The sequence below is a fragment of the Brevibacillus centrosporus genome, from assembly GCF_003710815.1.
Lineage (GTDB): Bacteria > Bacillota > Bacilli > Brevibacillales > Brevibacillaceae > Brevibacillus > Brevibacillus centrosporus.
In genome coordinates this window covers 73,137-97,966 of sequence record NZ_RHHP01000023.1, presented here as the reverse complement: position 1 = coordinate 97,966, position 24,830 = coordinate 73,137, and the positions used below count along the sequence as shown (strand labels likewise).

Genomic DNA, 24,830 nt, shown 5'->3' with positions numbered 1-24,830 from the left:
GCCTTGATGCCCCTATATAAAAGCAAGCATCGTGCCAAAACACCCAATATTGTATGCGCTTTCATTTCAAGCCTTGTCGTTAGCTGAATCTTACGCCGGGCTACTGGATCGCTGCAAAAAGTGTTTTCGTGAAAACACCTTTGTGTTTCGATTTTTGCTGCGTTACAAACAAAAAATAAAACACTAATCACACTAGTGTTTTATTGTGTAAAAAGAAATTCATGATAAAACACACGTCGTCTTCACGAATGCTGATCTCATATTGATCCTCTATCAGTTGCAGCTCGTGACGAACAATGCTGTACAATCTCCTGTTTTCTGCGAGAAAGCTCTCTTTTTCAGCGTAGTCCACAGTAGGAAGCCCTGCCTTCAGTCGATCGATCAAGCAGCAGACATGCAAATAGGCACCAATCCGGGTATCAAATACGAGTACGTTGTGCAAGCGCTCCTCCATTCGCCCCATACATGCCCTCACATCTCCAAGTACACGCCGACTGTCTACCATGGTTAAATGCTCGCCAAGTGTCTCCACCATTTTCATAAACGCTTCCTCGAGGTCGATCATCTGCTGGATATCCTGCAATGCCTCCCCGTTCAGCACATCGTCCATCCCGTAGCAGCGCAGGTCTTTGTCCAACATGTAGTTACTCACGATGCAGAGTACCTTTCGCTCATTCTTGATCTGCTTTAGCTGGTTGCGTGCCTGCGCTTTGTCGATCAGCTGAAGTGGAATGATTTCCACTAGCTGGTTGTCGTAACGCAAACGGTTCTCCAGCATCCTTTTCAGAAACAACGCACTTCCTTCACCAGACAGGCATGCCGCTACAATCGCTAGAGCCGGAGCAAGCTCTTGGGCAGGCTCCTGTTTGGGCTGCTCCTCGTTCTGTAATACCGTGAGGCTGCTCAAACTGCTGACATCGCGATAAACGTCCTCCAGCGTGTGCCCCAGCATCGCTTTACGTGTGGCTTCGATCACGTGGGGTGTGCTGACCATGGGAATGACCATTACCGGGATGCCGACTTCCTTTTCAATGATTTCCCCAAAGCCGAGCAGTGAGCCCATATCCACCAGCAGCAAAAGGCCAGCCGCACTCCCGACCTCCCTGGCGAGCTTGATCGCTTGCTCCAGCACTTTCATGTACTCTTCTTCTAGCGGCAGGTCAATCGCCTTGGCGTAATCGGTGACCAGCAGTCGATTTGTCACATCGACCATCGCGGTCGCACCACCGCTGCCATGAGTGATAACCAGCACACCGACCGTTTCCCGCTCCTGCTGCAGACTCTCGTCATCCAGCACAAAGAACATCGTGAGGTAGCCCGCCTCGTCAATAGGCAGGTCCATCAGGATCGCTTCCTCAATCATGCGTACACATTCCAGCGCCACTGCAAACTCCTTTTTGTATTTGATACGGACGCTGTTGATATGTGGATTGATGATTTGCTTGCCGTGAGCGAGACGTTCCTTGGAGGTCTGAATATGGAGCGCCAGACCGAAAATCACTTTTTGGCTCAAAATCTTGCCAAGTCTGGCTTCAGCATAGCGGACGATCTCCTCCACGAGATTGACGATGATCGGATCAATAATGCGCGACATGTCCTCTTTATTGATGCGCTTGTTGACCCCTTTGATGAACCGGGTGAAGTAGTTCTCGATGTCAAATTCCAGTTCTTCCTCACTGACTCCCTGATTGCGCAGCTCCTGAATTTTTTGCTCGATCTTTTCATAGACGCTATTCGCTGTATCCTCCGTCTCCCGCTCGATCGAAATGCTGTCCTGTGTTGGCTGTACAACGAAGCTCTTGTGTTCCTTCCCCACCAGCTCCTCCAGCGCCGCTTTACGCTCTTTTGCGAGCAGCAACCCTTGCTTTACGTGGTGCGGCAAATCCTGGACCGACACCTGCAGCTGCTTTTTCTTCAACGAAATAAAATCGGCGTAAGCGCTGGCGCACGTAAGCTGAATATCTGTTTTCAGCTGGCCGATGTTGTTCGGGCAGTGATAAGACAAAAAGGCGTGGATGGCACTCGCTGATATTTGAATCTCGCGCCCTAAGCGAAAGGCCTCCTCTCGAAAAATATTGATCAAAATACCAAACCGCTCCTCCATACCCCGCTCGACGAGGGAAGGCAGCTTGATTACCATGGGGATGCGTCGAATAAACGTTTTGAGCAGGCTCGACTCTGGATTTTCCGTCGTTGCCGAAATGATCTGCACCTGTGCGGTTCGCTCGACCTCCGTCTCTCCTACCCGGCGAAAGGTTCCTTTGTCCATAAAGGTGAAAAAGATCTCTTGTCCTTCTGCGGGCAGCCGATGAACCTCATCGAGAAACAGAATGCCGCCATCGGCTTTCTCCACCAGTCCTCTCCGGTCGTTTTCCGCGCCGGTATACGCTCCCTTTTTCACTCCAAACAGCTGGCTGTACAAGAGCTGCGGGTTGTTTGCGTAATCAGCACAGTTGAAAACAACGAATGGCGCGTCTTTGTCCAATCGTCCAATATCGATGGAAAACTCATGGATCAGACCGGCAAATCCGGACTTGCCGACCCCGGTCTCGCCCAGAATCAGGCAATGCATTCCTCGCGGCGGATACAACACTGCTGCCTTTGCCTGCTCGATAGGCGTCAGCAGGCTTTTATTTCCCTTTGCCAGCCTGTCCAGCGCGGTTTCTGTATTGTACAAAGTTTCATTGGTTTGCTTGGTATAAAACAGCGTAGGCCTGCCGTCTGCTTTTTCGATCTTGCCTGCCTTCCACAGCTTGTTCAAATCGCTGCTCACGTTGGCACGACTAAGCCCGAGCATCTCAGCCAATTCACTGGCACTGATTTTCTTACCCAGGCCAAAATCCAAAAATTTCTGATAAATTAAATCCAAACGCTTCACGCTATCACCTGCCGTTGCGTAGATGGCACGATCGCCTCGTTTCGAATTCATTTCAACATGAAAGAAAGAAAACCTCCCTTACCTGACAATATGAAGATGGAGCATAGGCAATTCCAGCGAAAAAACCAGCTAGCCTCACAAGCAGGCAGCTGGTTTGAAATGAATCCTTATACATTTACTTGTTGAATAGCTTGTCTCATTCCCAAGGTATTTGCCGTCAGTACCGTTGTAGCTTCGTGCACATGCTGCGTCTGACCGGACACTTCACTCGCGATATGGGCGATACTGCTAAATTGGGCGACGACTTCCTCAGAGCCTGCCGATTGAGCGTTATCAGGAAACAAATGCAGATAAGGCTTCCCCCTCAATGGTACGGTATAATAGATCTATCTAAACGACAGGAGAACAACCTACCATGATGGTTTTCATCTTGTTTACCCTATGGGCTCTCGGTCTTCTCGTCCTGTTTACAGACCCAAGGCGCACTTCGATCCGCTGGGCAAGCGCTACGGCATTTGTCGGGGCAGGAGGCTTTTTCTCGGCAGTCATCGATGAGATGATTCTGCCTCATTGGGTAGACGTTTTCGCTCTCCACCCCCAGTGGCAGAGTGCCCTGGTATGGCTGAGCAGAAGCTCTTCCTTTCTCACACAGACCGGACTTCCTTTTACTTTTTTGCTGTTTGCCATCCATTCTTTTGAGGCATTCTCTGTCAAAATCAAAGGAATCCTTCAATACGCTGCTCTGATTCCGCCTCTGATCATGCTGGTGATTACACCGATTTATCCAGTGCTGACTTTCAACTACTGGATCATGGTGGCGTGGGTGATTCCGTACTATTTGCTTGCCTGTATCTTGCTCGTGCTGCAATACCGTCAGGAAAAAGACCCGTCGGTAAAGAAAAACAGCTTTTTCACCAACATTCTGATCATCATCCCGCTCTTTTTCGTCTTTCTTTTCATTTACGTCATGCGGATTCAGAATAATTATGAGGCGTGGCGCTACAACACGCTCGTGGTCATCGTTCAGTTCGTTCTGATTGTTGCCATCAGTTTGAAATACGGCTTCCTCGGCGTCCGTCTTCGCGTAGAAAAAAGACGTCTGGACAGCACCCTGCGAGCACTGACCTCCGGGGCGCAGATCATCAACCATACGATCAAAAATGAGGTAGGCAAGATTTCGCTGTACGCAGACCGCATCGAATCGTACGCCGATGACACCAACCAGCCTGGCTTGAAGGAAGATGCGGCCGTCCTGATTCAGTCATCCCAGCACATCCTGGATATGATGAACCGCATTCAAGGCCAGCTCTCCGACATCGTCCTGCAAGAGAAGACCGTACAGCCAAGTCAAATCATCCTGCAGGTGGTCCAAACACTCGAACCCTATGCAATCAAACAGCAGGTAGAAGTCGTGACCGAGCTGGATGAGACTCTGAGAGTGAGCTGCGATCCGGTGCAGCTGCGAGAAATCTTGACCAATCTGTGCATGAATGCTTTAGAGGCGATGAAATCAGGGGGCACTTTGCACTTGCAGCTGTTCCTGTCCAAAAAACACCTTGTCGCTGCCATTACTGATACAGGCACAGGCATTTCCAAAGAAAATCTGCCACATGTGCTGGATCCTTTCTTCTCTACGAAAAAGACCAGCCAAAACTTTGGTCTGGGCTTGTCCTATTGCTACAACGTCATGCAAAAGCACCAAGGAACGCTGGAAATAACCAGTGAGCTAGGGAAGGGAACAACGGTGTTTCTCTTATTTCCGAAAAAACGTGTAGAAGGGGGGAACTGGTAACTCATGGAGACGATTCGCGTATTTCTCGTAGAAGACGATCCGATCTGGCGCAAAGGACTAGTCGACTTTTTGAACAGGGATCAGGAGCTGCAGGTCATTGGAGAAGCTGGCACCAAAGAGGACGCGATCCAGCAGTTTTCGGCTGCGGACACTGACGTCGTCCTGATGGATATCAATCTCACGGAAAACAACCTGGACGGCATCGAGACGGCCCTCGCTCTGCTCCAGCTCGCACCTGACTGTAAAATCATCATGCTGACTTCGCTAACCGCCGAGGATGTGATCGTCGAGTCCTTTTCCGCAGGAGCCGTCAACTACATCAGCAAGTCCAGCTTCAAGGAAATTCCGGACGCGATCCGCGCTGCTCATCTGCGGCAATCGGCTATTCATCCAACGGCGGCGGCAGCTTTGCGCAACGAATTTTTACGGATGAAAAATGAGGAGAACCAAAAGCTGCTCTCCCCCGCTGAAAAGGAAATTTTGCAGCTCATCCATCAGGGACATACCCAAACCCAAATCGAGCAAGCGCTGCATATCACCAAACGCACCATCAAGAACCACATCAACCGCATCCTCAAAAAAATGGGCGTGAAAACCAGCAAGGAAGCCGCCGCCAAAGCCAACCAGAAAAAGCTGTTCTAGCAAGCTTTGGCGCGATTTCCGCTCCCTTTGGCTGCTCGTCCCTGAGGCACTAAGACCAGGTACCAATGAAAGTTGGTACTTTTTTTACACCCCCCGCTCTTTACAATGAAAGCTAACAGATACGCAATTATTTATTGTAAAGGTGTGGTCCACATGTTTCTCATTCATGCCTTCCTGAAAGCTGTTCTGCTGCTTTGGTTCCGACCTCGCGTCCAGGGCATGCACAAAATCGATCTTTCCCAGCCATCGATCATCATACCCAATCACGTCTCTCTCATGGATGCTGTGCTCCTGTCGTTCTGTCTGCCTAAGGGAGCGACCTTTGTCGTCAATACGGATATCGCCAAAAAGTTTGCCTTCTTCTTGCGCTTTCGCAAGCACATTGCGGTCGATCCGCTCAATCCGTATTCGATTCGCCACATGCTGCGCGTCATTCACAGCGGCGAAACGCTGGTCATTTTCCCGGAAGGCCGCATCACCACCACGGGCGGCTTGATGAAAATTTACAGCGGCGTCGGCTATCTCGCCCTGCGGACTGGCGCTACCGTCTACCCTGTCGCCATCAATGGCCTGGAACGCTCGGTTTTCTCGTACTTGAAAGGAAAGCTGCGCCTCCTCTGGTTCCCGGATGTCACGATCGCAGTCGGCACACCGTTCACCATCGAGCGCAAGGAAACACTGTCTATGCGTGAACAAAAAGCATCCGCCAGCGATTTGATTTTGCGCACCCTGCAAAACGAGCTGTTCCAAAGCCGCATGAAGCAAAACGTCAATCTGTTTGATGAAGTCCTGGAAGCAGCCCGCGTCAATGGCTCCAAGCTGGAAATCACCAAGGACCTGGGAGCTGCGATCAACTACCGCACACTTTTGATCGGCAGCTATCTGCTAGGTGACAAACTGAAGGCGCAGTTATTTGGAAAACCAGTCGTAGGCGTATTTCTACCGAACTCTGTTGGTCATCTGATTACTTTGCTGTCGCTGTTTCGCATCGGCAAAACACCCGCGATCCTGAACTTTTCTCTGGGTGCCCGCTCCTTGCTGGAATGCTGCGAAACAGGGCATATCGATACGATCCTAACATCGCGTGTCTTCATCGAAAAAGGAAAGCTGGAGCACGTGATTGCCGGGCTGGAAGAAAAGATGGCCATCGTGTATCTGGAAGACATGAAAGCCTCGGCTACTGCTTTTGACAAAGTCTCTGCCCTGATCCGCTTTGTGACCAAGCAAAAAGCACAGGCGCTCGAAAACGAACTGATTCTCTTTACCTCCGGCAGTGAAAGCAAGCCAAAAGGCGTGGTCCTGACACATACCAACCTGTACGCCAACATCCAGCAGGTAACCAGCGTCATCGACATCACGTCACGCGACAAGTTTTTCAATGCCCTGCCGATGTTTCACAGCTTTGGGCTGACAGCTGGCACGCTCTTGCCCGTCGTAAAAGGCATCCCGGTCTTTTTGTACCCCAGCCCGCTGCATTACAAAGCAATTTCGGAGCTGGTGTACGATCAGAATGCGACGATCCTGTTTGGGACCTCGACCTTCATGGCTGGCTACGGACGGATGGCTCACCCGTACAACTTCTACTCGCTGCGCTACGTATTTGCAGGCGCCGAAAAGCTGAAGGACGACGTGCGCAAGCTATGGATGGAGAAGTTCGGGGTACGCATCTTTGAAGGCTACGGCGCGACTGAGACGGCTCCTATCCTGTCTCTGAACACACCACTGGCAAACAAACCGGGAAGTGTAGGACGTCTGATGCCAGGAATGTCGTACCGCCTGGACCCGGTCGAAGGGATTGAGGCAGGCGGACAGCTTTTGGTCAAAGGACCGAACGTCATGAAAGGCTACATGATTCACGGAAAAGGCTTTCTGCCCGCAGAGGAATGGTATCAAACGGGGGATTTGGTCGAAGCCGATCGGGATGGCTTTTTGACCATCAAATCTCGCCTGAAGCGCTTTGCCAAAATCGGAGGCGAAATGGTATCGCTCAATCTCGTCGAAGAGCTGGCGATGGAATGCTTTGGCCACTCCGGGTTTGCCGCTATCTCGATCAATGACCAGCGCAAAGGGGAGCGTATCCTGCTGTACACTACGGATGAAACAGTACAGCTAAACCAATTGCGCACCTATCTGACCGAAAAGCAATACTCGCCGCTGCTCATACCCGGCGCCGTCAAAGGGATTTCTGCACTCCCGCTCTTGGGCAGTGGAAAAACAGATTACGTCAGTCTGAAACAGCTGGCGGAAAGCGAGAGGGAAAAATGGTGAAGCTGCGATTACAACCTTTGCAAGCCTTGTATTTTACTCAATTCCTATCTGCCTTTGCCGACAACATGATTTTGTTTGTAATCGCCAACCTGCTGCGGGAGAACGGCTTTTCTCCCGCCATGCTCGCACTCGTATCCATTTCCTTTTTTCTTCCGTACATCCTTCTCGCTCCACTCGTTGGTCCTTTCGCCGACAAGCATCCCAAATCGTTTGTGCTCGTCATCGGCAACCTGATCAAAGCGCTCGGTGTCATTCTGCTCTTTGTCATCGATCACTCGAGCATTCTGCTGCTGATGCTGAGCTATTTCACCGTAGGGGTCGGCGCTGTCGTGTACTCCCCTGCCAAATACGGGATTTTGCCGGAGCTGACGAGCAACGAGCAAGAGCTGTTCCGGGCCAACGCCCGCATCGAAGGCTACACGATCATCGCCATTTTGCTTGGGATCGGAGGAGGCGGAGCTGTCGCTTCCATGACTGCTCCCCTCATTTCTTCGGCCATTTGCCTGTTGCTCTATCTGCTTTCGCTAGCCATGACCTTCTTTATCCCGCGTATGGCGGGTAACGCATCAATTCGCTACGGTACCGAAGCGCGACGCTTCTTTGCAGATTTTGCTGTGCTGATGAAGCGCCCTGATACGCGGTTTTCCCTAGTGGGAACCGGCTCGTTCTGGATGAGCTCCGCCGTCCTGCGAGTCGCGCTGATTGCCTGGATTCCTGTCGCACTGGGAATCGACCCGCAAAGCTTTTCCGTATCCCTCATTCTCGCGACCACGTCGATTGGAATTATCGTCGGAGCGTTTTTGGCTCCCAAGCTGATCCCGTTGAAGAAATTCACGCGATCACTGAACTACGGCTTCGGGATGCTCCTGATCATCGTCCTGTTCCCTTGGATTCATGTCACCGCTGTCGCCATCTGTTTCCTGCTGCTCGTCGGTTTCATGGGTGGTGCCTTTATCATTCCTATGAATACCATTCTGCAGGAGGAAGGAAAGACACTCGTTGGCTCCGGCAAGACGATCGCGATTCAAAATCTGGTAGAAAACATGCTGATGGCCGTGGGCTCCGGCATTTACTACCTGATCGTCTATCTGGGTGTTTCCATCTCAGGTGCAATCGTTGGGCAGGGCTTGCTGCTGCTGGTGTTTCTTATCTACCTGACAGGTCAACGAAAGAAATTGGTTGGCTAGCCCAAGGTCTTTTCTTAGAAAACTTGGCTGCGCCAAGCCTTTTGCACCCAAAGGGTACAGGTCTCCGCCTTAGTTGCACTTATACTGGAGAAGAATCTTATAAATTCTTACTGTACAAGCAAAAACCGCGTCCCTCAGTTGGAGGACGCGGTTTTCTGGTGTTCTCGTGCTTTATTTTTGCGGTACGGCAGCTGCTTCTGATGCCGGTGCAGCTGCTTTCACGGCCTTGTTCAGCAGGTGATAGAATTCGCCTTTCGTCTTTACGTTGGCAAATTTGCTTGCGTCTACCTTTGCCTTCGCTGAAAGCTCGGCGATTTCTTCCTTGGTCACCGCATCTTTGATGTTGATCGATGCGATGTTGGTGTACTTGCCATCCTCGGTTTTCGGTACGCTCAGGATGCCTGCGTTGATCAACGCTACAACATCGGCACGCTCAGGTGCGGTCGTATCCACTCCAATGATCTTCCAATTGTTTTGGACGGTCGGCTCGTACACGCCTTTTTTCACTTCTTTCAGGTAGGCGATGGCACGGTTGCGGATGGTACCTTGTGTTTCCCCAAAAGCACTCTCTGCCTTGGAAGACCAGAGCTGCTCAAACTTGCGGCCTTCCAGCGCTCCGCCCTTTGCCTGCAGAGCTTCCATGCGGTACGAATTCATACCCAGCTTCAAAACATCCTCTGGCTTGATCGGTGTCTCGTCCATTTTGCGCAGGTTGGTGATTCGGCTGCCGTACGGCTTGGACAGATCGATCTCGTATTTCACGTTGCCGAAGAAGTCGTTTGTGCTGTATTTGGAAGCGCGGCGTTTGCTGTCAAAGCTTACGGTCACATCTCCTGGACGAGTCGTATTGAAGTAGCCGACTGCCCACTCCATATAGTCCTTCAGGTCTTTACCTGTTACTTTGTATACCGTGATCTCACCGCCAGCGTACTGGTAGTTGTAGGCGATGTCCTTTTTCTTGATCGGACCGATGTCGAGCTTGGCTTTGTCGTTGTCGATCTGGTGCGCGACCACGTCCGCCTTGCTGTAGTAGAGCATGACTTCGTGGAAGAAATCAGACAAAGGCGTCTCTTGAATCTGCACGGTCGGGATGCCTTCGATCTCGTTTTTCTCTACCATGTTCATGCCTTTGAGCTCTGCTACGACGATGTTTGCATCGGCACGTGCGAATTCGTGGAACGGCTGCAGTTTGGCTTCGAGTCCAGGATCAGAAACGGCAGGAGTTCCGTCTGCTCCTTTTACAGGTACTGCAGTCGCTTCCTTGCTTTTCAGCACGACCTTGCCTTCTTTCTTTTCAAAGGACAAGTCGATGCGGGAGAGATGGGTGCCGTATTTGTCTGGTTCGGTGATGAGCACGCCGTTGATCTCTTCTTTTTTCACCAGCTTGTGCATGTGACCCGCGAAAATGGCGGTCAGCTCAGGTACTGCGTTGGCGATGTCTGCTACACTGGTTCCCGGAATGCCGTTTTCATTTTCGATCCCCATGTGCATGAGACCGATCATGACGTCTACTTTGCCTTCCAGCTCTTTTACTGCCTTCTTGGTTTCTTCGACCGGATTTTTCACAACGAGTCCGTCCAGGTGATCGGTTCCCTTTTCAAAGTCAGAGATCATCGGCGTATCCATGCCGATCACACCGATTTTGATCCCGTCACGCTCGACGATTGTGTACGCTGGCAGGAAGCGCTCGCCGTTTTCTTTATAGATGTTTCCTGCGAGCACAGGACCCTTGTATTGGCTGCTGATCTTGTCCAAAATATCGAGCCCGAAGTTGAACTCGTGGTTTCCGAACGCCCATGCGTCGTAGCCCATTTCGTTCATCGCTACCATCATCGGAGACTCTGGCTGGTCGTTGAACAGCTCTGCGGAGTTGTCTTGAATGGAGTCACCTGCATCCAGCAATACCGTGTTCGGATTCTCTTTGCGAATCTCTTTGATCATCGTAAAGAGCTGTGTCAGACTGCCGTTTGGATTTGGACCGTCCAGCGCATAATCCCACGGCATGAATCTACCATGGATGTCAGATGTGCCGAGCAGCGTGATTTTTGTTTCCGCTGCTGCTGGCGCTGGCGTTGCTGCTGCCTGTGCTGGTACCGACGCGCCTACGAACGCGCTGCCCATCAGCACAGTCGACATTGCCAGACCCAGCAACGTCTTCCCTACTTTGGTTCCCCTTTTGTACATGTCGTCCCCTCAGTTTCTTTTTTATATTTATTTGGTTTATTTTAACTATAGCAGTCTATTTATTCAGACACGAACCATTTATTTCCTAATCCTATGAAAAACAACAAAAAAACCATGACTTTTGAAGGTCACGGTTTTTCAGCTGCGTACGTTTGCAAGCAATCTAGAAAGAGATGCCCATATTTATCGAATTTCGACTCCCCTACTCCTTTTACTTTCAGCATGGCAGCCTTGTCCGTTGGGCAGAGACTGCTCATTTCTTTGAGCGTGCTGTCGTGGAAAATGACGTATGGCGGCACGCCCTCACGCTGGGAAATTTCTTTGCGTACTTGGCGCAGACGCTCGAACAAGTCGTCATCCTCTTCCTGCTGCACAGGTCGGATCGCGATCTTTTGCCAGACTCGTTCTTCGCCTTTTAGCACGGGCAACGCTTTCTCGCCCAGCTTAACGATCGGGTACTGGCTTTCTGTGACCTGCAAATATCCTTCCGCGATCAGGATTTGAATCAAATCCATAATCTCTTTTTCCTTGTATTCTTTCATCAGGCCATAGGTCGGCAGCTGGTCAAAGCCGAGCTGTGTGACCTTCTTGTTTTTTGAAGCCTTGAGCACCTGCGCTACCAAGGCAGCACCGAAGCGTTCCCGCATTCTTTTCACGCAGGAAAAGATCTTCTGCGCCTCCAGCGTGATGTCGGCAAGCTCTGTATCATCCGTGCAGTTCGCGCATTGACCGCAGGCTGGCGCGTCGTTTTCGCCAAAGTATTGAACGATGTACTGCTGCAAGCATCGCGGTGTTCGGCAATAGTCGATCATGGCGTACAGCTTTTTATATTCATGCTCTTTGCGCTCGTCTGTCAGCTGATTCTGCTCGATAAAAAAGGTCTGGGTCTGAATGTCCTGCGGCTGGAATAGCAGGATACATTCACTCTTCTCCCCGTCACGTCCAGCTCGGCCCGCCTCCTGGTAGTACGCCTCGAGATTTTTCGGCATGTTGTAGTGAATGACATACCGCACGTTGGATTTGTCGATCCCCATCCCAAACGCATTCGTGGCGACCATCGTGCGTACATCGTCAAAAAGGAAGGCCTCCTGATTTTGTGCCCGTTCTTCCTCTGACAGTCCCGCATGGTATTTCGTAACAGCAAAGCCACGCTTGCTCAAATCAGCATGGAGCGAATCTACGTCTTTTCTCGTCGCCGCATAGATGATTCCCGCTTGCTGACTGTTTGCCCGCAGGTAATCGGTAATAAAGGTTCGGCGGTTCTCCCCTTTGCGCACGGTCATGATCAGATTGTCTCTGCCAAAGCCCGTGATAAAGGTGCGCTCGTCCACCAAAGAAAGCTGGCGGCGAATGTCCTCCGTGACTTCAGGTGTGGCCGTAGCCGTCAAGGCAGCAACGATAGGGCGCTCGGGCAGCCTGCGCAGGAACCGGGCGATCTCCAGATAGCTCGGGCGGAAATCATGGCCCCACTGGGATACACAGTGAGCCTCGTCTACCGCTACGAAGGAAATCGGCACATCGCGGATTAGCGCCTGGAACGATTCGGACTCCAGACGCTCCGGGGCGATATACAAGAGCTTGTACCCCCCGCGAGCTGCCAGTTTCAGCCTTTCCCGTACTTCACTCGCTTCTAGTGAGCTATTGATCTGCGTAGCAGGGATGCCCATGCTGACCAGTACATCCACCTGATCCTTCATCAAAGAAATCAACGGGGAAACGACGATCGTCACCCCGTCAAACAGCATCGCCGGAACCTGGTAGCAGATCGATTTCCCGCCGCCGGTCGGCATGATTCCCAAGGTGTCGTGGCCACTCAACAAACTCTCAATCATTTTCTTTTGCCCTTCCCGAAACGAGGGATAGCCAAAGTATTTTTGCAAGACTTCTAGCGCTTTATCAAACAAAGAGAATTCACCTTCTCTTCCCAAGTGTTTATCCAAAGGATTCTTTTAGTGTACTTGCAGCCTTTGAGACAAAACAAGGGGAAGAGTTGGATTTGATGAAAAACGGAGTCAGCGAATCTTTATAATGACTCCTCTTGTGTGACTCTTTTCGGGTAATGGTGTTGAAAAATAGAGCGAAATCCTTGGAAGATCCCGTAGCCGATCATGCCTCCTGCTGTATTCAGCAAAAGATCATCGACATCAAAGGTCCCGATGCTGGCCAGCAATTGTGTCCCCTCCATGCATAGGCTGAAGAGAAAGGCTAGGATCGTTACGGTCACGAGAGAGCGATTTTTCTCCTTTTGCAGAAAAGGAAGCAGGAACCCAAAAGGAAGAAATGCGATAACGTTGCCGATGAAATTTACGTTGCTGTGCATATCGCCCCCTGCTAGCAAATTGTCCATATACTTCATGATTTCATGAAACGGGATAAGGTTTCCTCTGTTCGCCAGACTTTCCCAGATGAGCTGCGGCTGCGAGAGGCTGTGAGCGATCGAGGGGAACACCTTGGCCGCATTCATCCAGCTAAATTTAAAGAGGAGTACTTTTATCACCAGTATCAAATACAGGGCAAAGGTGACAGAAAAGGTAGCTCGCAGCAAGAGATTGATCCCTTTTTTCATCTGTAGGAAAACCCCTTTTCCAGCAGCTTCTTTGTTTCCGTAAACCGTCCTACCTCCGTGTCCGTTCCCATCACAACTGAAATCAATCTGCGGTCTTCCCGTTTAGCCGTACCTGTAAAGCAGTAGCCCGCTTCGTCTGTAAAGCCGGTTTTCAGTCCATCCATACCTGACACTCGCAAGGACTCGTTCTGGGAGAGCAGCATCAGATTGGTGTTCGTTACCTTTTCTCCGGTAGAGTTAAGCTGCACCTGCGGATCCGAGGTCAATTCCACGATTTCGGGGAAATCATTGACCAGTCGATACGCCAGACGACCGACGTCTTTTGCTGTCATTTGGTTTTGTCCGTAGCTGTAAACCAGTCCTGTCGCATTCACGAACTGGGAAGATTTCAGTCCGAGCTCCTGCGCTTTCTGGTTCATGAGCGCGGCAAAGTTCGTTGTGCTGCCTGCTAGGTACTCACCGATGGCAACCGCCGCATTATTGGCAGAGCCTACAGCCATCGCCTCGTATAGATCTCGCAGCGGGTATACCTCCCCTGCCCGAAGACTCACTCTGGCCCCTTCTGCTGTTGCCGCATTTTCCGATACCTCCACGTTGTCTTCCCATGTGACCCGTTTATCCCGGATGGCCTCCAGCAGGATGTATTCTGTCATCATTTTCGACATGCTCGCTACAGGATATGGCGTATCCCCATCCTGCTCGTACAGGACATCTCCGGTCTCGGCATCCACCAAAACAGCAGCCCTCGCATCGAGCTTGAAGAACGCTCGATCCAAGCCGCCTAGAAAGCTCTCCTCCTCTTCTCCAGCTTGTATCCACGTCCATATGCCTGCAATACCTGCTATCAGCATGAGCAGCAGCAACCTTCTGCCCTTTTTCCGTTTCATGCAAAAAAGCCTCCCTTTCCAGTGTTCAAGCAACGTTTCTTCTACACCGCAAGGATAGGCCTTTCGATTTAAAAAACTCAAAATCGTTTCTAAAGAAAGGGTAAAGAGATTATGAAGCTTGCATACTGGAGAGAGGAAGCCATACCGTAAACGTCGTCCATTCTGCTGTACTCGTCACTGAAATCTGACCGTGATGCAGATCGATGATGCTCTTGGCAATCGCCAGTCCCAGACCAGAGCCTCCGGTTTCCTTGGAACGCGAGGCTTCGACCCTATAGAATCGCTCAAATAGATTGGGCAGGGCTTCAGCAGGAATCGGCGTGCCGTTGTTTCCGACCGAAAAGGAAATGCCATCCGGTACACGAAACAGGCGAACGGCGATCATCGTACCGTCTCGACCGTATTTGATGGCGTTGGAAATCAGGTTCTCCAGCACACGTACCAGCTTGTCCGTATCTCCCCACATTTCTACCTTTTCATCCGGTGTTTCCACTTGCAGCTGCAGGCCCGCTTCATGCGCTGCGATTCGAAAGCCTACGGCAACCTGTTCGACCAGCTCCACCAGGTCAAACTGCGTCCGGTTCAAATAGGCGCCGCGGTTGCGCACTTTCGTATACTCAAACAAATCGTTCACCAGTACGTTCATCTGCTTGGCTTTTTCATAGGCGATATGAGTGTACTGTCTAATCTGATTTTCATCCTGGTACTTTCCTTGCTCAATCAATCCCAGATAGCCCATGATCGAGGTCAGAGGCGTACGAAGATCATGAGAGACGTTCGTGACGAGCTCGTCCTTTGACTGCTCGAGCCTGCGTTCCTCTTCCATCGCATCGGTCGTGCTTTTGACGAGGGCGTGAATACTGTCCACGACATTCCCCAAGCTCCCCGCGGGCCTGATCGAGATCTGATGATCGTAATTGCCCTTTGCAATGTAGTGAAGCTCCTCGATGATCTGGTTCATTTGTCTTTGTTCCTTGTATTTCCGGATGCGAACCAGCGTCCATGCCGCAAACAGTCCTGTCGACAACAGCAGAATCGGGATTTTAAACGTGTCAAAGCCATAGGTATTGCGGAACTTCCACACAAAGTTTTTGATCTCGGGTATCCGATACAGATAGTTGTTGGCGAAATAGGACAGCGCCTGAAATACAGCAAACAGGATGAGCAAGCCAAGCATGATTTCGAGCAAAATCCGCAGGAAGTCTCGGACGTTAAGCTTCAATTTTATAGCCTACCCCCCATACGGTCTGGATCACCTTTTCTCCGTTGGTCGCCTTCTCCAGCTTTTCTCGCAGGTTGCTGATATGGACCATCACGGTTTTGTAGGACACGTAGTTATCCATTTTCCAGCAGCGGTCGAAGATTTCTTCGGAGCTGAATACGCGGTTGGGGTGACTCGCCAGCAAAAAGAGGATGGAGAATTCCAGCGCTGTCAGCTTGATAGGTACGCCATCCTTGGTCTGCGCCACATGGCTCTGCTTGTCGATGATCAACGGGCCTACTTCGATCACGTTGTCATGCTTTTGTTTGGCATGGCTATAGTTGGCGCGTCGCAGCAGCGATTTGACCCTGGCGATGACCTCCAGCGGATTGAACGGCTTGGCTACGTAATCGTCGGCGCCTGTCATGAGCCCCATGATCTTGTCCATGTCGTTCGTCTTCGCACTTGCCATCAGGATGGGGATCTGCGAGTTTTTCCGCACGCGTTTGGTGACTTCCAAGCCATCGAGCTGCGGCATCATGACGTCCAGAATGACCAGGTGAAACTCCTTTTGGGCGAGCTTGTCCATTGCCTCCATTCCGTCAAACGCCTTTTCGATCTCATAGCCCTCGTTGCCTAGATATATAGCAAGCAGGTCCACGATTTCTTTGTCATCATCTACGATCAAGATTCTCATAGCCTACCCTCCTGTTTTTCCGATAAATGTAAGTTCACTATAGCAGAGAAAGGTAAAGAAATCCTAAAGATGGGGGAAGAAAACATTTGATTTCAAGGTTCGGTGGTGGAGCGGTGGAAAAAGGAGAAAACGCTCCGTTAGTAGGGCCACTTCTTACGGGGTCATCCCTGGACGGCTCCATTGCAAAAGCGGAACCCCGCGTCCAAAGTGGTACTTCTGGGATGCTGATTCAGAGGTGGACGCTAAAGACAGGTTCCGCCTTTTCCATTACGCCTTGGCTGTGTCCCTAATGCCTTCGCTTATTCCTCCTTTTTCCTGGAGCTTCCTGCAAAATTAAATGATTTCTTTTTGAGAGATCATCCCAAAATACATTTTTTCAATTTGCGACCCACACCACAGAAATTCATCATCACAGCATCTATAATGAAAGACAAAGACGTGAGAGGATGAAGTAAAATGAGTAAGAAGAAAAAAGCAGTATCTGTCGGTGGCATTTTTTTGGTGGGAGTGCTTGCCGGCTCCGCTCTTATGTATAACAATTCTGTCTATCATTCGGTTAGTGCTGCCTTCGGACAGGGAGCAGCAAAAAATAGTGTCGCTCAAGCTGGCGGAGACTTAAGTGGATCAGATTTAGAAGCGGCATTGCAGGCTGTGCAAAATTCGCGCGCCAATGCACTAGAAGATCAATCGAGAGAATAATTGAAAGCAGTCCAAGACAGAAATGCGAAGATCGCTGAATTAAATAAATTGCTTACGAAGCTTAATGTCGCTTTGAAAAATGTGGAAAAGAACGGTGCCTCTCCAGACCAGCCTATTGAAATAAGCGACGAAGTTCTGGACTCGTTAAAAGGAAATGAGATAGAAGTACGTGGTGATTTGACCGTAAGTGAGCTACAAAGGCTGATCGAGAGTGTCAAGGATTCCATCGATGAACAATCCAATGAGCAACAGATGGATATGATTAAGCTGCAAGAGCTGACCAATAAGCGCAATGAAGCTTTTGATACCATGACTGATTTGATTAAGAAAATGCAAGATTCGAGAGGCACTATTATTGGCAATATGAGATAAAGGACGAAACGTAAATGCCAGTTACGGATGTATTTCAATTCCTGCGCGAGCACAGATTGCTTCTTTATTCATACAGGCAGTGTGCAGGTATCCTCACGAAATCTGGTAGGCAATACACTCCTGCTGGCAGAGCTAGGACCGGGTAGCCTAGTCGGGGAAATGGGATTGCTTCAGCATGAACGCAGATCTGCGTCCGTAACCGCCATCCATGATGTGATTGCCCTGCGCTTGGAGCGGCAATCTTTTGAGCTTCTTGCGAAAGTAAGCCCCCTATTCCATGAAAGCTTGCTGTACACCGTTCGTATCCGGATGCTTCATAGAAAGCTTCGAAAAGCTTCCATATGGTCGGTGATCCCTGATGCGGAGCTGCGTGGTCTTGCCGAGGTGATCACGACGCGCAAGGTTGCAAAGGGTGAGACCATTCTAGAAATGGGAGCGCGCGCGGATCAATTCTTTATGGTGAGTAGTGGACGATTCGAAGCGCGCAGAAAGGACCGAAAGAAAAGCCTTCTTCTGGAAGGGGATTTTTTTGGAGAAGAGCTGCTGCTGGCAGATCTCCCGTCAGAGTACACCCTAACGGCTTTGGAAGATAGTGAGCTAATGGTTCTGGGCAAGGAAGAGTTTCTCTCTATTCTTGGCTGCTATGCCCCCATTCTTAAGCAATTTTGCGAGATCATTCGTATCCGTCACCCCCATGCTCTTCCAAAGCTAGCCAACGAGCTTCACACAGAGCAGCAACTGGCTGTAGATACTGCTGCCGCTTTCGTGCCGAAAGCTAGAGAGCGCTGGATAGATAGTCTTCTCTGGCTGGGCGGGGGCTTTCTTGTGCTGTCCCTATTGGCATTATTTTTAAATAACCATATCCTGCACGTCGTAACGTTGTTGGCAGGAGGACTTGTTGGTCCTGTTACCTTTGTTGCATATATGAGGGATCATCAGCTTTTGGGAATTAAACAGACGCAAGTAAGCCTATTATTCGCAGCCTCCGGCATATTCGCTGTTCCAGTAGCTTTTTTATTGGAGCGCGTATGGTTCATGAATAACGCTGTAAGCACGATAGATTATTCGCAGCTTGGTGCTCCTTTGGCTATCTCTCTCATTGAGGAAGGGGCCAAGCTCGTCATTTGCTTTCTGTTTGCTCGACCGAAGCGTATGCCATTTTTAATGGACGCGCTTGTATTTGGAGCAGCAGCAGGCATGGGGTTTGCAGCAATCGAAAGCATGCTGTACGGCTGGTCACACTTGGAGCAAGCCTCTTCACTGGGGATGCTCTCCATGCTTTGGATCCGGGCGCTGCTATCTCCCTTTGGTCACGGGGCATGGACCGCTATAGCAGCAGCTGGGGTATGGCTGATCGTATCTGCATTGCGTCCGAGGACGCGAAAAAGTGACAAGCGAGCCTGGAAGGTCTTTGGGGCGGCCATGCTCGTTTTGATTGTCATCACCCTCCATGCACTTTGGGACTTTCAATTCGGGAGCAGCATGGTCACTGTCGGGGTGATGGTCGCCATTGGCTGTATGGATGTCGTTTTGTTATTTATCCTCATTCGCGCTGGTCGCAAGGAAGAGCTACATAGCTTTACAACCATGAATCCATACGTGCAGGAGCAATTGCGGCATCATGTCCCGGAGGATACCGCAGCAGGTGAGCTTTACTGTGGAAGCTGTGGCAGTGCCTCTCCTCGAAGCGCGAGATATTGTGCGCGCTGCGGGCATGCTTTGAGAATCTGATACCGTTCTGCGTAGAGCATGAAAAAGCCGCCAGCATTCTCGCTGACGGCTTTCTATTTCTATGCATTTGTCTGTTTTTCCGCGCCTATTCTTTTGGATGAATCATTTGCTCAGGGCGTACTACTTGATCAAACTGCTCTTCCGTCAGCAGCTTGCTCTTGATGGCTGCCTCTTTTAGGGTGAGGCCTTCTTTATGGGCGAGCTTTGCGACAGCAGCGGCATTTTCGTAGCCGATATGCGGATTGAGAGCTGTGACGAGCATCAGGGAGTTGCTCAGGTTTTTCTCGATGACGGGCTGATTCGGCTCGATCCCGACAGCGCAGTGGTCGTTAAAGGAATGCAGCGCATCTGCTAAAAGCCTGGCAGATTGCAGAAAGTTGTAGATGATGACCGGCTTGAAGACGTTTAGCTCAAAATTGCCTTGGCTTGCAGCAAAGCCAATCGCTGCATCATTGCCCATGACCTGGCAGACGACCATGGTCATCGCCTCGCTTTGGGTCGGGTTCACTTTCCCGGGCATGATCGAGCTTCCCGGTTCGTTGGCCGGAATCGTGATCTCTCCGATACCGCAACGTGGTCCACTCGCCAGCCATCTGACGTCGTTGGCGATCTTCATCAGGTCAGCTGCCAGCGCCTTCAACGCCCCATGCGCATGCACGATCTCATCGTGGCTGGTCAAAGCGTGAAACTTGTTTTCGGCCGTGACAAACCGCTTGTTTGTCACGCGGCTGATTTCCTCGGCGACCATCTCCCCAAAGCGTGGGTGCGCGTTGATCCCCGTTCCGACTGCGGTTCCTCCAATCGCCAGCTCTCGCATGTACTCGTTGCTCTCTTTGATCATTTTTTCGCTTTTCGCCAGCATCCGCACCCATCCGCTGATCTCTTGCCCCAGAGTCAGTGGAGTCGCATCCTGCAGGTGAGTCCGACCAATTTTGATGATGTCCATATACGCTTCGCTCTTTTTTTGGAGCGTTTCCTTAAGCACCGCTATCGCTGGCAAAACGAGGTCCTCGATTGCGGCTACGCCCGCCATATGCATCGCGGTAGGGAAGGTGTCGTTGGAGCTTTGCGACTTGTTGACATCGTCATTAGCGTGGATGCGTGCAGCGCTTCCCTTTTGCTCCAACAGCTGGTTGGCCCGATGCGCTATCACTTCGTTCACATTCATATTCGACTGTGTTCCGCTGCCGGTTTGCCACACCACGAGGGGAAAATGCTCGTCCCAGCTTCCTCCGATGACTTCATCTGCTGCCTTGATGATGGCTTCTGCCTTTTCCGGTTCCAGCTTGCCCAGCTTCTGGTTTACTGCAGCCGCACTCTTCTTCAAAATGGCAAACATTCGGATGAGCTCGATCGGCATTTTTTCTCCACCGATCTTGAAGTTCTGAAAACTGCGCTGTGTCTGCGCACCCCACAATTTATCTGCTGGAACCTGTATTTCGCCGATGGTGTCCTTCTCGATTCTGTATTCCATCTCTCATCCTCCTTTTATCATCCATTATCCAGCTTTATGATGCCCAGCTTTTGGCTATGCAATAGTGACAGACGAATACGAAATTACCTGAAAATGCATCGTCCGCTCTGACATGGCTTCTTTGCTGTTCTTATCTCTGGTCCCTTAATTGCTACCGACTTTCTACTTCTACAGAAATCACATGATCTACCGTTTTCAACGAACTATAGATATCGGTCGTGTACGTGTCCTCGGATGAAATAATCATCATCTCCAGCTTTTGCTGGCCATTGTCCACATCCTTCACTTTGACCCGCTTGACCTGTAAATTCAGATGCTTGATCTGCTTGAATACATCATCTAGGTTCCCAATGCCATCAACGACGATCTTGATCGACAAATCCCGCTGACGCAGGGAGCGCGGACCCACCCATCTAAGCAGCAGCGGAAACAAATTAATGGCCAAAATGATCAGGATCGCGGCAGTCGTCGCTTCGAAATAAAATCCCGCTCCCACCGCAATGCCGAGTCCAGATGCAGCCCAAACCATGGAAGCCGTGGTCAAGCCAGAAATGACGTCATTGCTTCTACGCAAGATCACGCCGGCACCTAGAAAACCGACCCCACTGACAATTTGCGCAGCCAAGCGCAGCGGATCCATGTTGGTGTGACCAGGCAAGGAAAATCGATGCACCGATTCAATGGAAACAATCGTGATCAGACAACTGGCTACGGAGATAACCATGCTTGTTTTTACACCAAGCGGTTTGTGCTTCAGCTGCCTGTCCATCCCGATAATCAGTCCTAGTAAAAGCGCAATCCCCAGCTTCATTAAAAAATCGTATGTCATCCATTTCTCCCCCGTTCCATTCACGTCATGTCAGCTTTCCTACCATAGACTAATATAGAAAGTATATACGCTCCCCCTAGAAAATAGGAGTAAAATTTTTTAGATGTTCACACCTATTGTAAACGCGAGCTTTGTTGTCCATGCAAAAAGCGGAAAATCCTTGGAGCAAGGACCTTCCGCTATCTCTTAACCTGTATGAGCTTGCTGCGAATCATGCTGATTGATCAATCGTCTTTGCAAGCCCAGCAAACGGCCAAACAGGAAAACGGCACCTGCCGCCAGACCCGTAATCAGCCCGATCCAATACCCAAACGCTTGCAGCGATGTGTACTGCGCAAGTGCAAAGCCCAGCGGCAATCCAATCACCCAATACGAAACGAGCGCTACGATAAAGGTGATCGTCACGTCCTTGTAGCCACGCAAAATTCCTTGAATCGGAGCCGCGATCGCATCCGAAATCAAAAACAAGATCGAGTACATCAGGAAATGCTGGGTCAAGCGGAGCACTTCCTCGTCTGTTGTGTAAAAGCCTGCTACTTGTTCATTAAACGCTAACAGCCCTACTCCAAACAGCAGTGCCAGTACAACGGCGACACTAATACCCAGATAGCTGTACTGCCGCGCATCGCGATAGCGGCGTGCCCCCACTTCGAAGCCGACCAAAATCGTCATCGCCATCGAAATGCTCATGGGCACCATGTAAATGAAGGAGGCAAAATTCAATGCTGCCTGGTGAGCTGCAATCGTAATCGTGCTGTACTCACTCATGAACAGAGTCACCGCAGCGAAAATGCTCACTTCAAAGAAAATCGAGAAGCCAATCGGCAGGCCCAGCTTCAACAGCTCTTTCCAGGCTTGCAGGGAAACCGCGTAAAATTTCCCGAGCAGTCCGTATTCCACAAATGGATGGACACGTTTTACAACAAACAGGCTAATCAGCAAAATGCACCAGTATGTGATAGCAGAAGCATAGCCTGCCCCGACTCCGCCCAGCCGAGGAAAACCCAAATTCCCGAAGATGAGAACATAGTTCAGAAAGATGTTAATCGGCAAGGAGAACAGCGTGATAAACATCGTAACGCGCGTTTCCCCGAGTGCGTCAATAAAGCAGCGAATGACTGTGTAGAGAAACAACGGGATGATCCCGATCGCTATGGCATGTAGAAAATCGATTGCGATCCCGCGTACACTCGGCTCCAAATCCATCAAATCCAGAATCGGATTGAGCACCAAGGCACCTACGAAAATAACCGCGATACCAATCGCGATCGCCACGTAAAACGCTTGAACCACAGTAAAAGGAACACGGTCCCTGCGATTTGCCCCGACCATTTGAGCCACCATCGGAGTGACAGCGAGCAGAATCCCCGTCAATCCGGACTGCACAGGAGCCCATAAGCTAGCCCCGATCGCCACACCCGCCAAATCGATTGGACTGGCGTGCCCGGACATGATTGTATCGAAAAACGTCATAGAAAAAAGAGCTAACTGCGAAATTAAGATCGGCAGCAGCACGACAAGAAATTGTCGCCATTTTCCTTTGATCGAGAAGGTTTCGTTCATTTTCAGTTGTTCCTCGCTCTGTATGATTTTGTAAATACACAAAATTATATTATAGCAAAATGAGGGAGAGAATGTAATGAAAAAAAGAGGCGCCCAGCTGGTGAAAAAATCCACCTTTTGGACACCCCGTATTCGCTACATCAAAAGCAATGGCACGACTTTACCCGCATTTACATCAATCAAGCCGATATCCGTGATCTTCAATGCTGGACTGACTGGCAAAGAATGCGTGCTGATCGACATAATCGGGTTGTAGTGCTGATAGCCGAGCGACTCCATAGCACGGCGCAGCTGCTCGACTTCCTTTGCCGTTTTTTCCAGCGGCTCTTCGGTCAGGATTCCCCCTACTGGCAAGTGAAGGCTGGCTATGACCTCCCCTTTTTCGACCACGTAAAAACCGCCCTGGTTGCGAATGACTTCGTTCGCCGCTACCATCATGTCATGTGGATTGTGGCCGACTACCAACAGGTTGTGGTTATCGTGGGAATAACTCGTCGCTACCGCTCCGCGTTTGATCGTATCGCCGCTGATCAAGCCGTAGCCGCGGTTGCCGTTTTTCCCATACCGTTCAAATACGGCAATCAGCCCATAAGGACTCTCCTGCCAGCATAGCTCGCCGTCTTTGACTTCGACAATCCCGCGATGGTCTTCGGTAAAGGTGGAGCCGTTTTGCACGAGCATCACACGGCAAGGATAACGGTTGTCTGGCGCATCCGCCTGCACTGTAAAATCGGCTTCAGTCAATGGGGACAGTTGAATGCTCGAGTAAAAATGGTCAGGGAACTGACGGGGCTGTTCCGCTTGTACGTACGCTTCCTTTGCGTCATACGCCTTTTTTCCGTTTTTGTAGACTTGATCAATCGCAAGCTCACGCAGGTCAGACACCAGCAGGAAATCCGCAATCTTTCCTGGTGCGATCGCACCGCGGTCATGCATGTTCATTCTTTTGGCCGGCGTATAGGTGCTCGCATAAATCGCACGCTCTGGCTCCATGCCCATCGCCATTGCCTTTTTCACGATGTGGTTGAGATGGCCGCGCTTGTACAAGGAATCGGTCATGACATCATCCGTCACAAAGCAGAAATGCTCGGAAACATCCTGCTTGATCAAATACTCCATGACTTCCTCGGTCATTGACTTCTCCTGAATCTCGAGGAACATTCCGGCAGCGATCCGCGCCTCCATTCCTTCCGGTGTTTGATGCGTGTGGTCGGAATCGACTCCCGCGAAGAGCATCTGGTGCAAATCCAGATCGAGCAGCTTCGGAACATGACCCTCGATCACGAGATGCGGATACTCTTTGCGAATGTGCCTTAGGATCTGATTCGTTTTGCATTCCGGGTCGGAAATGACATCCACGTAGTTCATAATCTCGCCCAGGCAAATGATCTCCTCGGAGCGCAGCAATTCATCGATATCTGCGATCTCAACGGAGCCGCCCGTCGTCTCCATCGAGGTAGCTGGAACCGAGCTTGGGATCGCGTACTTCATGTCCACGACACAGTCACGGCTCACGCGAATCATTTCCTTGATCCCTTCGATGCCAAATACGTTTGCCATCTCATGCGGCTCGGGTACAATGGTCGTCACCCCGTTTTGAATCAGAGCGAAGGAGAACGTCTCTGGCGTCACCATCGTGCTCTCGATATGCAGATGAATATCGACCAGGCCCGGAATCAGATAACGCCCACCACCGGCGAGCACTTCGCCCGGTTCAAACGTCTCTGTACCTTGTTTTCCGATATAAAGAAACCTTCCGTCCAGAACGGCTACGTTTCCCTCGGTAAATTTTTTGAAATAGCTATTGTAGACGCGAACGTCCTGAATCAGCAAATCAACTTTCATGAAAAACGCCTCCTG

19 protein-coding genes are annotated in these 24,830 nt (G+C 50.5%); 7 read left to right on the top strand and 12 right to left on the bottom strand.

Features of this window, described 5'->3' with window-relative positions; all coding sequences use genetic code 11:
- Window positions 1-187: 187 nt before the first annotated feature.
- Entirely contained in the window at window positions 188-2,878 is a 2,691-nt protein-coding gene (locus EDM55_RS18390; RefSeq protein ID WP_122961074.1) for a sigma-54-dependent transcriptional regulator, read from the bottom strand.
- 167 nt (window positions 2,879-3,045) lie between these two features.
- Window positions 3,046-3,222: a hypothetical protein gene (locus EDM55_RS30350; RefSeq protein ID WP_170184333.1), complete on the bottom strand. Its 177-nt coding sequence runs from the start codon at window positions 3,220-3,222 to the stop codon at window positions 3,046-3,048.
- Between the two features lie 71 nt (window positions 3,223-3,293).
- Here EDM55_RS30350 and EDM55_RS18385 point away from each other — a divergent pair, with 71 nt between their 5' ends.
- The 4 genes from EDM55_RS18385 (at window position 3,294) to lplT (ending at window position 8,767) form a co-directional block, all read left to right on the top strand.
- Complete coding sequence (locus tag EDM55_RS18385; RefSeq protein WP_122961009.1) at window positions 3,294-4,670, top strand: sensor histidine kinase; 1,377 nt, start codon at window positions 3,294-3,296, stop codon at window positions 4,668-4,670.
- A gap of 3 nt (window positions 4,671-4,673) precedes the next feature.
- The gene (locus EDM55_RS18380; protein WP_122961008.1) at window positions 4,674-5,312 is read left to right on the top strand and encodes a response regulator; all 639 of its coding nucleotides are present in this window, start codon (window positions 4,674-4,676) and stop codon (window positions 5,310-5,312) included.
- Between the two features lie 153 nt (window positions 5,313-5,465).
- Window positions 5,466-7,580 (top strand): AMP-binding protein, encoded by a 2,115-nt coding sequence (locus tag EDM55_RS18375; RefSeq protein ID WP_122961007.1) that lies wholly within the window; start codon window positions 5,466-5,468, stop codon window positions 7,578-7,580.
- On the top strand, window positions 7,577-8,767 hold the full coding sequence (gene lplT / locus EDM55_RS18370; protein WP_092268462.1) for a lysophospholipid transporter LplT: 1,191 nt from the start codon (window positions 7,577-7,579) through the stop codon (window positions 8,765-8,767). Before EDM55_RS18375 ends, lplT begins: the two co-directional genes overlap by 4 nt.
- Before the next feature lie 171 nt (window positions 8,768-8,938).
- Here the strand turns inward: lplT and EDM55_RS18365 are convergent, their stop codons facing one another.
- The 6 genes from EDM55_RS18365 to EDM55_RS18340 form a co-directional block, all read right to left on the bottom strand.
- Window positions 8,939-10,888, bottom strand: a complete 1,950-nt coding sequence (locus EDM55_RS18365; protein WP_373863274.1) for a bifunctional metallophosphatase/5'-nucleotidase — start codon at window positions 10,886-10,888, stop codon at window positions 8,939-8,941.
- Window positions 10,889-11,079: 191 nt separating this feature from the next.
- Window positions 11,080-12,855: a DNA helicase RecQ gene (gene recQ, locus EDM55_RS18360; protein WP_122961005.1), complete on the bottom strand. Its 1,776-nt coding sequence runs from the start codon at window positions 12,853-12,855 to the stop codon at window positions 11,080-11,082.
- A gap of 119 nt (window positions 12,856-12,974) precedes the next feature.
- Entirely contained in the window at window positions 12,975-13,517 is a 543-nt protein-coding gene (locus EDM55_RS18355) for a VanZ family protein (RefSeq protein ID WP_122961004.1), read from the bottom strand.
- Window positions 13,514-14,404, bottom strand: coding sequence for a D-alanyl-D-alanine carboxypeptidase family protein (locus tag EDM55_RS18350; protein WP_092268448.1), 891 nt, complete (start codon window positions 14,402-14,404; stop codon window positions 13,514-13,516). Before EDM55_RS18350 ends, EDM55_RS18355 begins: the two co-directional genes overlap by 4 nt.
- Window positions 14,405-14,513: 109 nt before the next feature.
- Window positions 14,514-15,626, bottom strand: coding sequence for a sensor histidine kinase (locus tag EDM55_RS18345; RefSeq protein WP_092268449.1), 1,113 nt, complete (start codon window positions 15,624-15,626; stop codon window positions 14,514-14,516).
- Window positions 15,616-16,302 carry a response regulator transcription factor gene (locus EDM55_RS18340; RefSeq protein ID WP_092268450.1) on the bottom strand — a complete coding sequence of 229 codons (687 nt, stop codon included), beginning with the start codon at window positions 16,300-16,302 and terminating at the stop codon, window positions 15,616-15,618. Before EDM55_RS18340 ends, EDM55_RS18345 begins: the two co-directional genes overlap by 11 nt.
- A gap of 456 nt (window positions 16,303-16,758) precedes the next feature.
- On the opposite strand from EDM55_RS18340, the gene EDM55_RS18335 reads away from it, so the two are divergent.
- From EDM55_RS18335 to EDM55_RS18325, 3 genes are read left to right on the top strand one after another with little or no spacing between them, the layout of a single operon-like run.
- Window positions 16,759-17,001, top strand: a complete 243-nt coding sequence (locus tag EDM55_RS18335; protein ID WP_122961003.1) for a hypothetical protein — start codon at window positions 16,759-16,761, stop codon at window positions 16,999-17,001.
- Window positions 17,002-17,373 (top strand): hypothetical protein, encoded by a 372-nt coding sequence (locus EDM55_RS18330; RefSeq protein ID WP_122961002.1) that lies wholly within the window; start codon window positions 17,002-17,004, stop codon window positions 17,371-17,373. It abuts the gene before it with no gap.
- Window positions 17,374-17,400: 27 nt separating this feature from the next.
- A complete protein-coding gene (locus EDM55_RS18325) occupies window positions 17,401-19,104 on the top strand; it encodes a cyclic nucleotide-binding domain-containing protein (RefSeq protein WP_122961001.1) in 1,704 nt (567 codons plus the stop codon).
- A gap of 85 nt (window positions 19,105-19,189) precedes the next feature.
- Here EDM55_RS18325 and fumC read toward each other — a convergent pair whose 3' ends face one another.
- The 4 genes from fumC to EDM55_RS18305 all read right to left on the bottom strand — a co-directional run bounded on the left by fumC (window position 19,190) and on the right by EDM55_RS18305 (window position 24,815).
- A complete protein-coding gene (gene fumC, locus EDM55_RS18320; RefSeq protein ID WP_122961000.1) occupies window positions 19,190-20,578 on the bottom strand; it encodes a class II fumarate hydratase in 1,389 nt (462 codons plus the stop codon).
- 151 nt (window positions 20,579-20,729) lie between these two features.
- A complete protein-coding gene (locus EDM55_RS18315; protein WP_092271935.1) occupies window positions 20,730-21,407 on the bottom strand; it encodes an MgtC/SapB family protein in 678 nt (225 codons plus the stop codon).
- 186 nt (window positions 21,408-21,593) lie between these two features.
- Window positions 21,594-22,970 (bottom strand): MATE family efflux transporter, encoded by a 1,377-nt coding sequence (locus tag EDM55_RS18310; RefSeq protein ID WP_092271932.1) that lies wholly within the window; start codon window positions 22,968-22,970, stop codon window positions 21,594-21,596.
- 135 nt (window positions 22,971-23,105) lie between these two features.
- Window positions 23,106-24,815: an adenine deaminase C-terminal domain-containing protein gene (locus EDM55_RS18305; protein ID WP_092271929.1), complete on the bottom strand. Its 1,710-nt coding sequence runs from the start codon at window positions 24,813-24,815 to the stop codon at window positions 23,106-23,108.
- Window positions 24,816-24,830 lie beyond the last annotated feature (15 nt).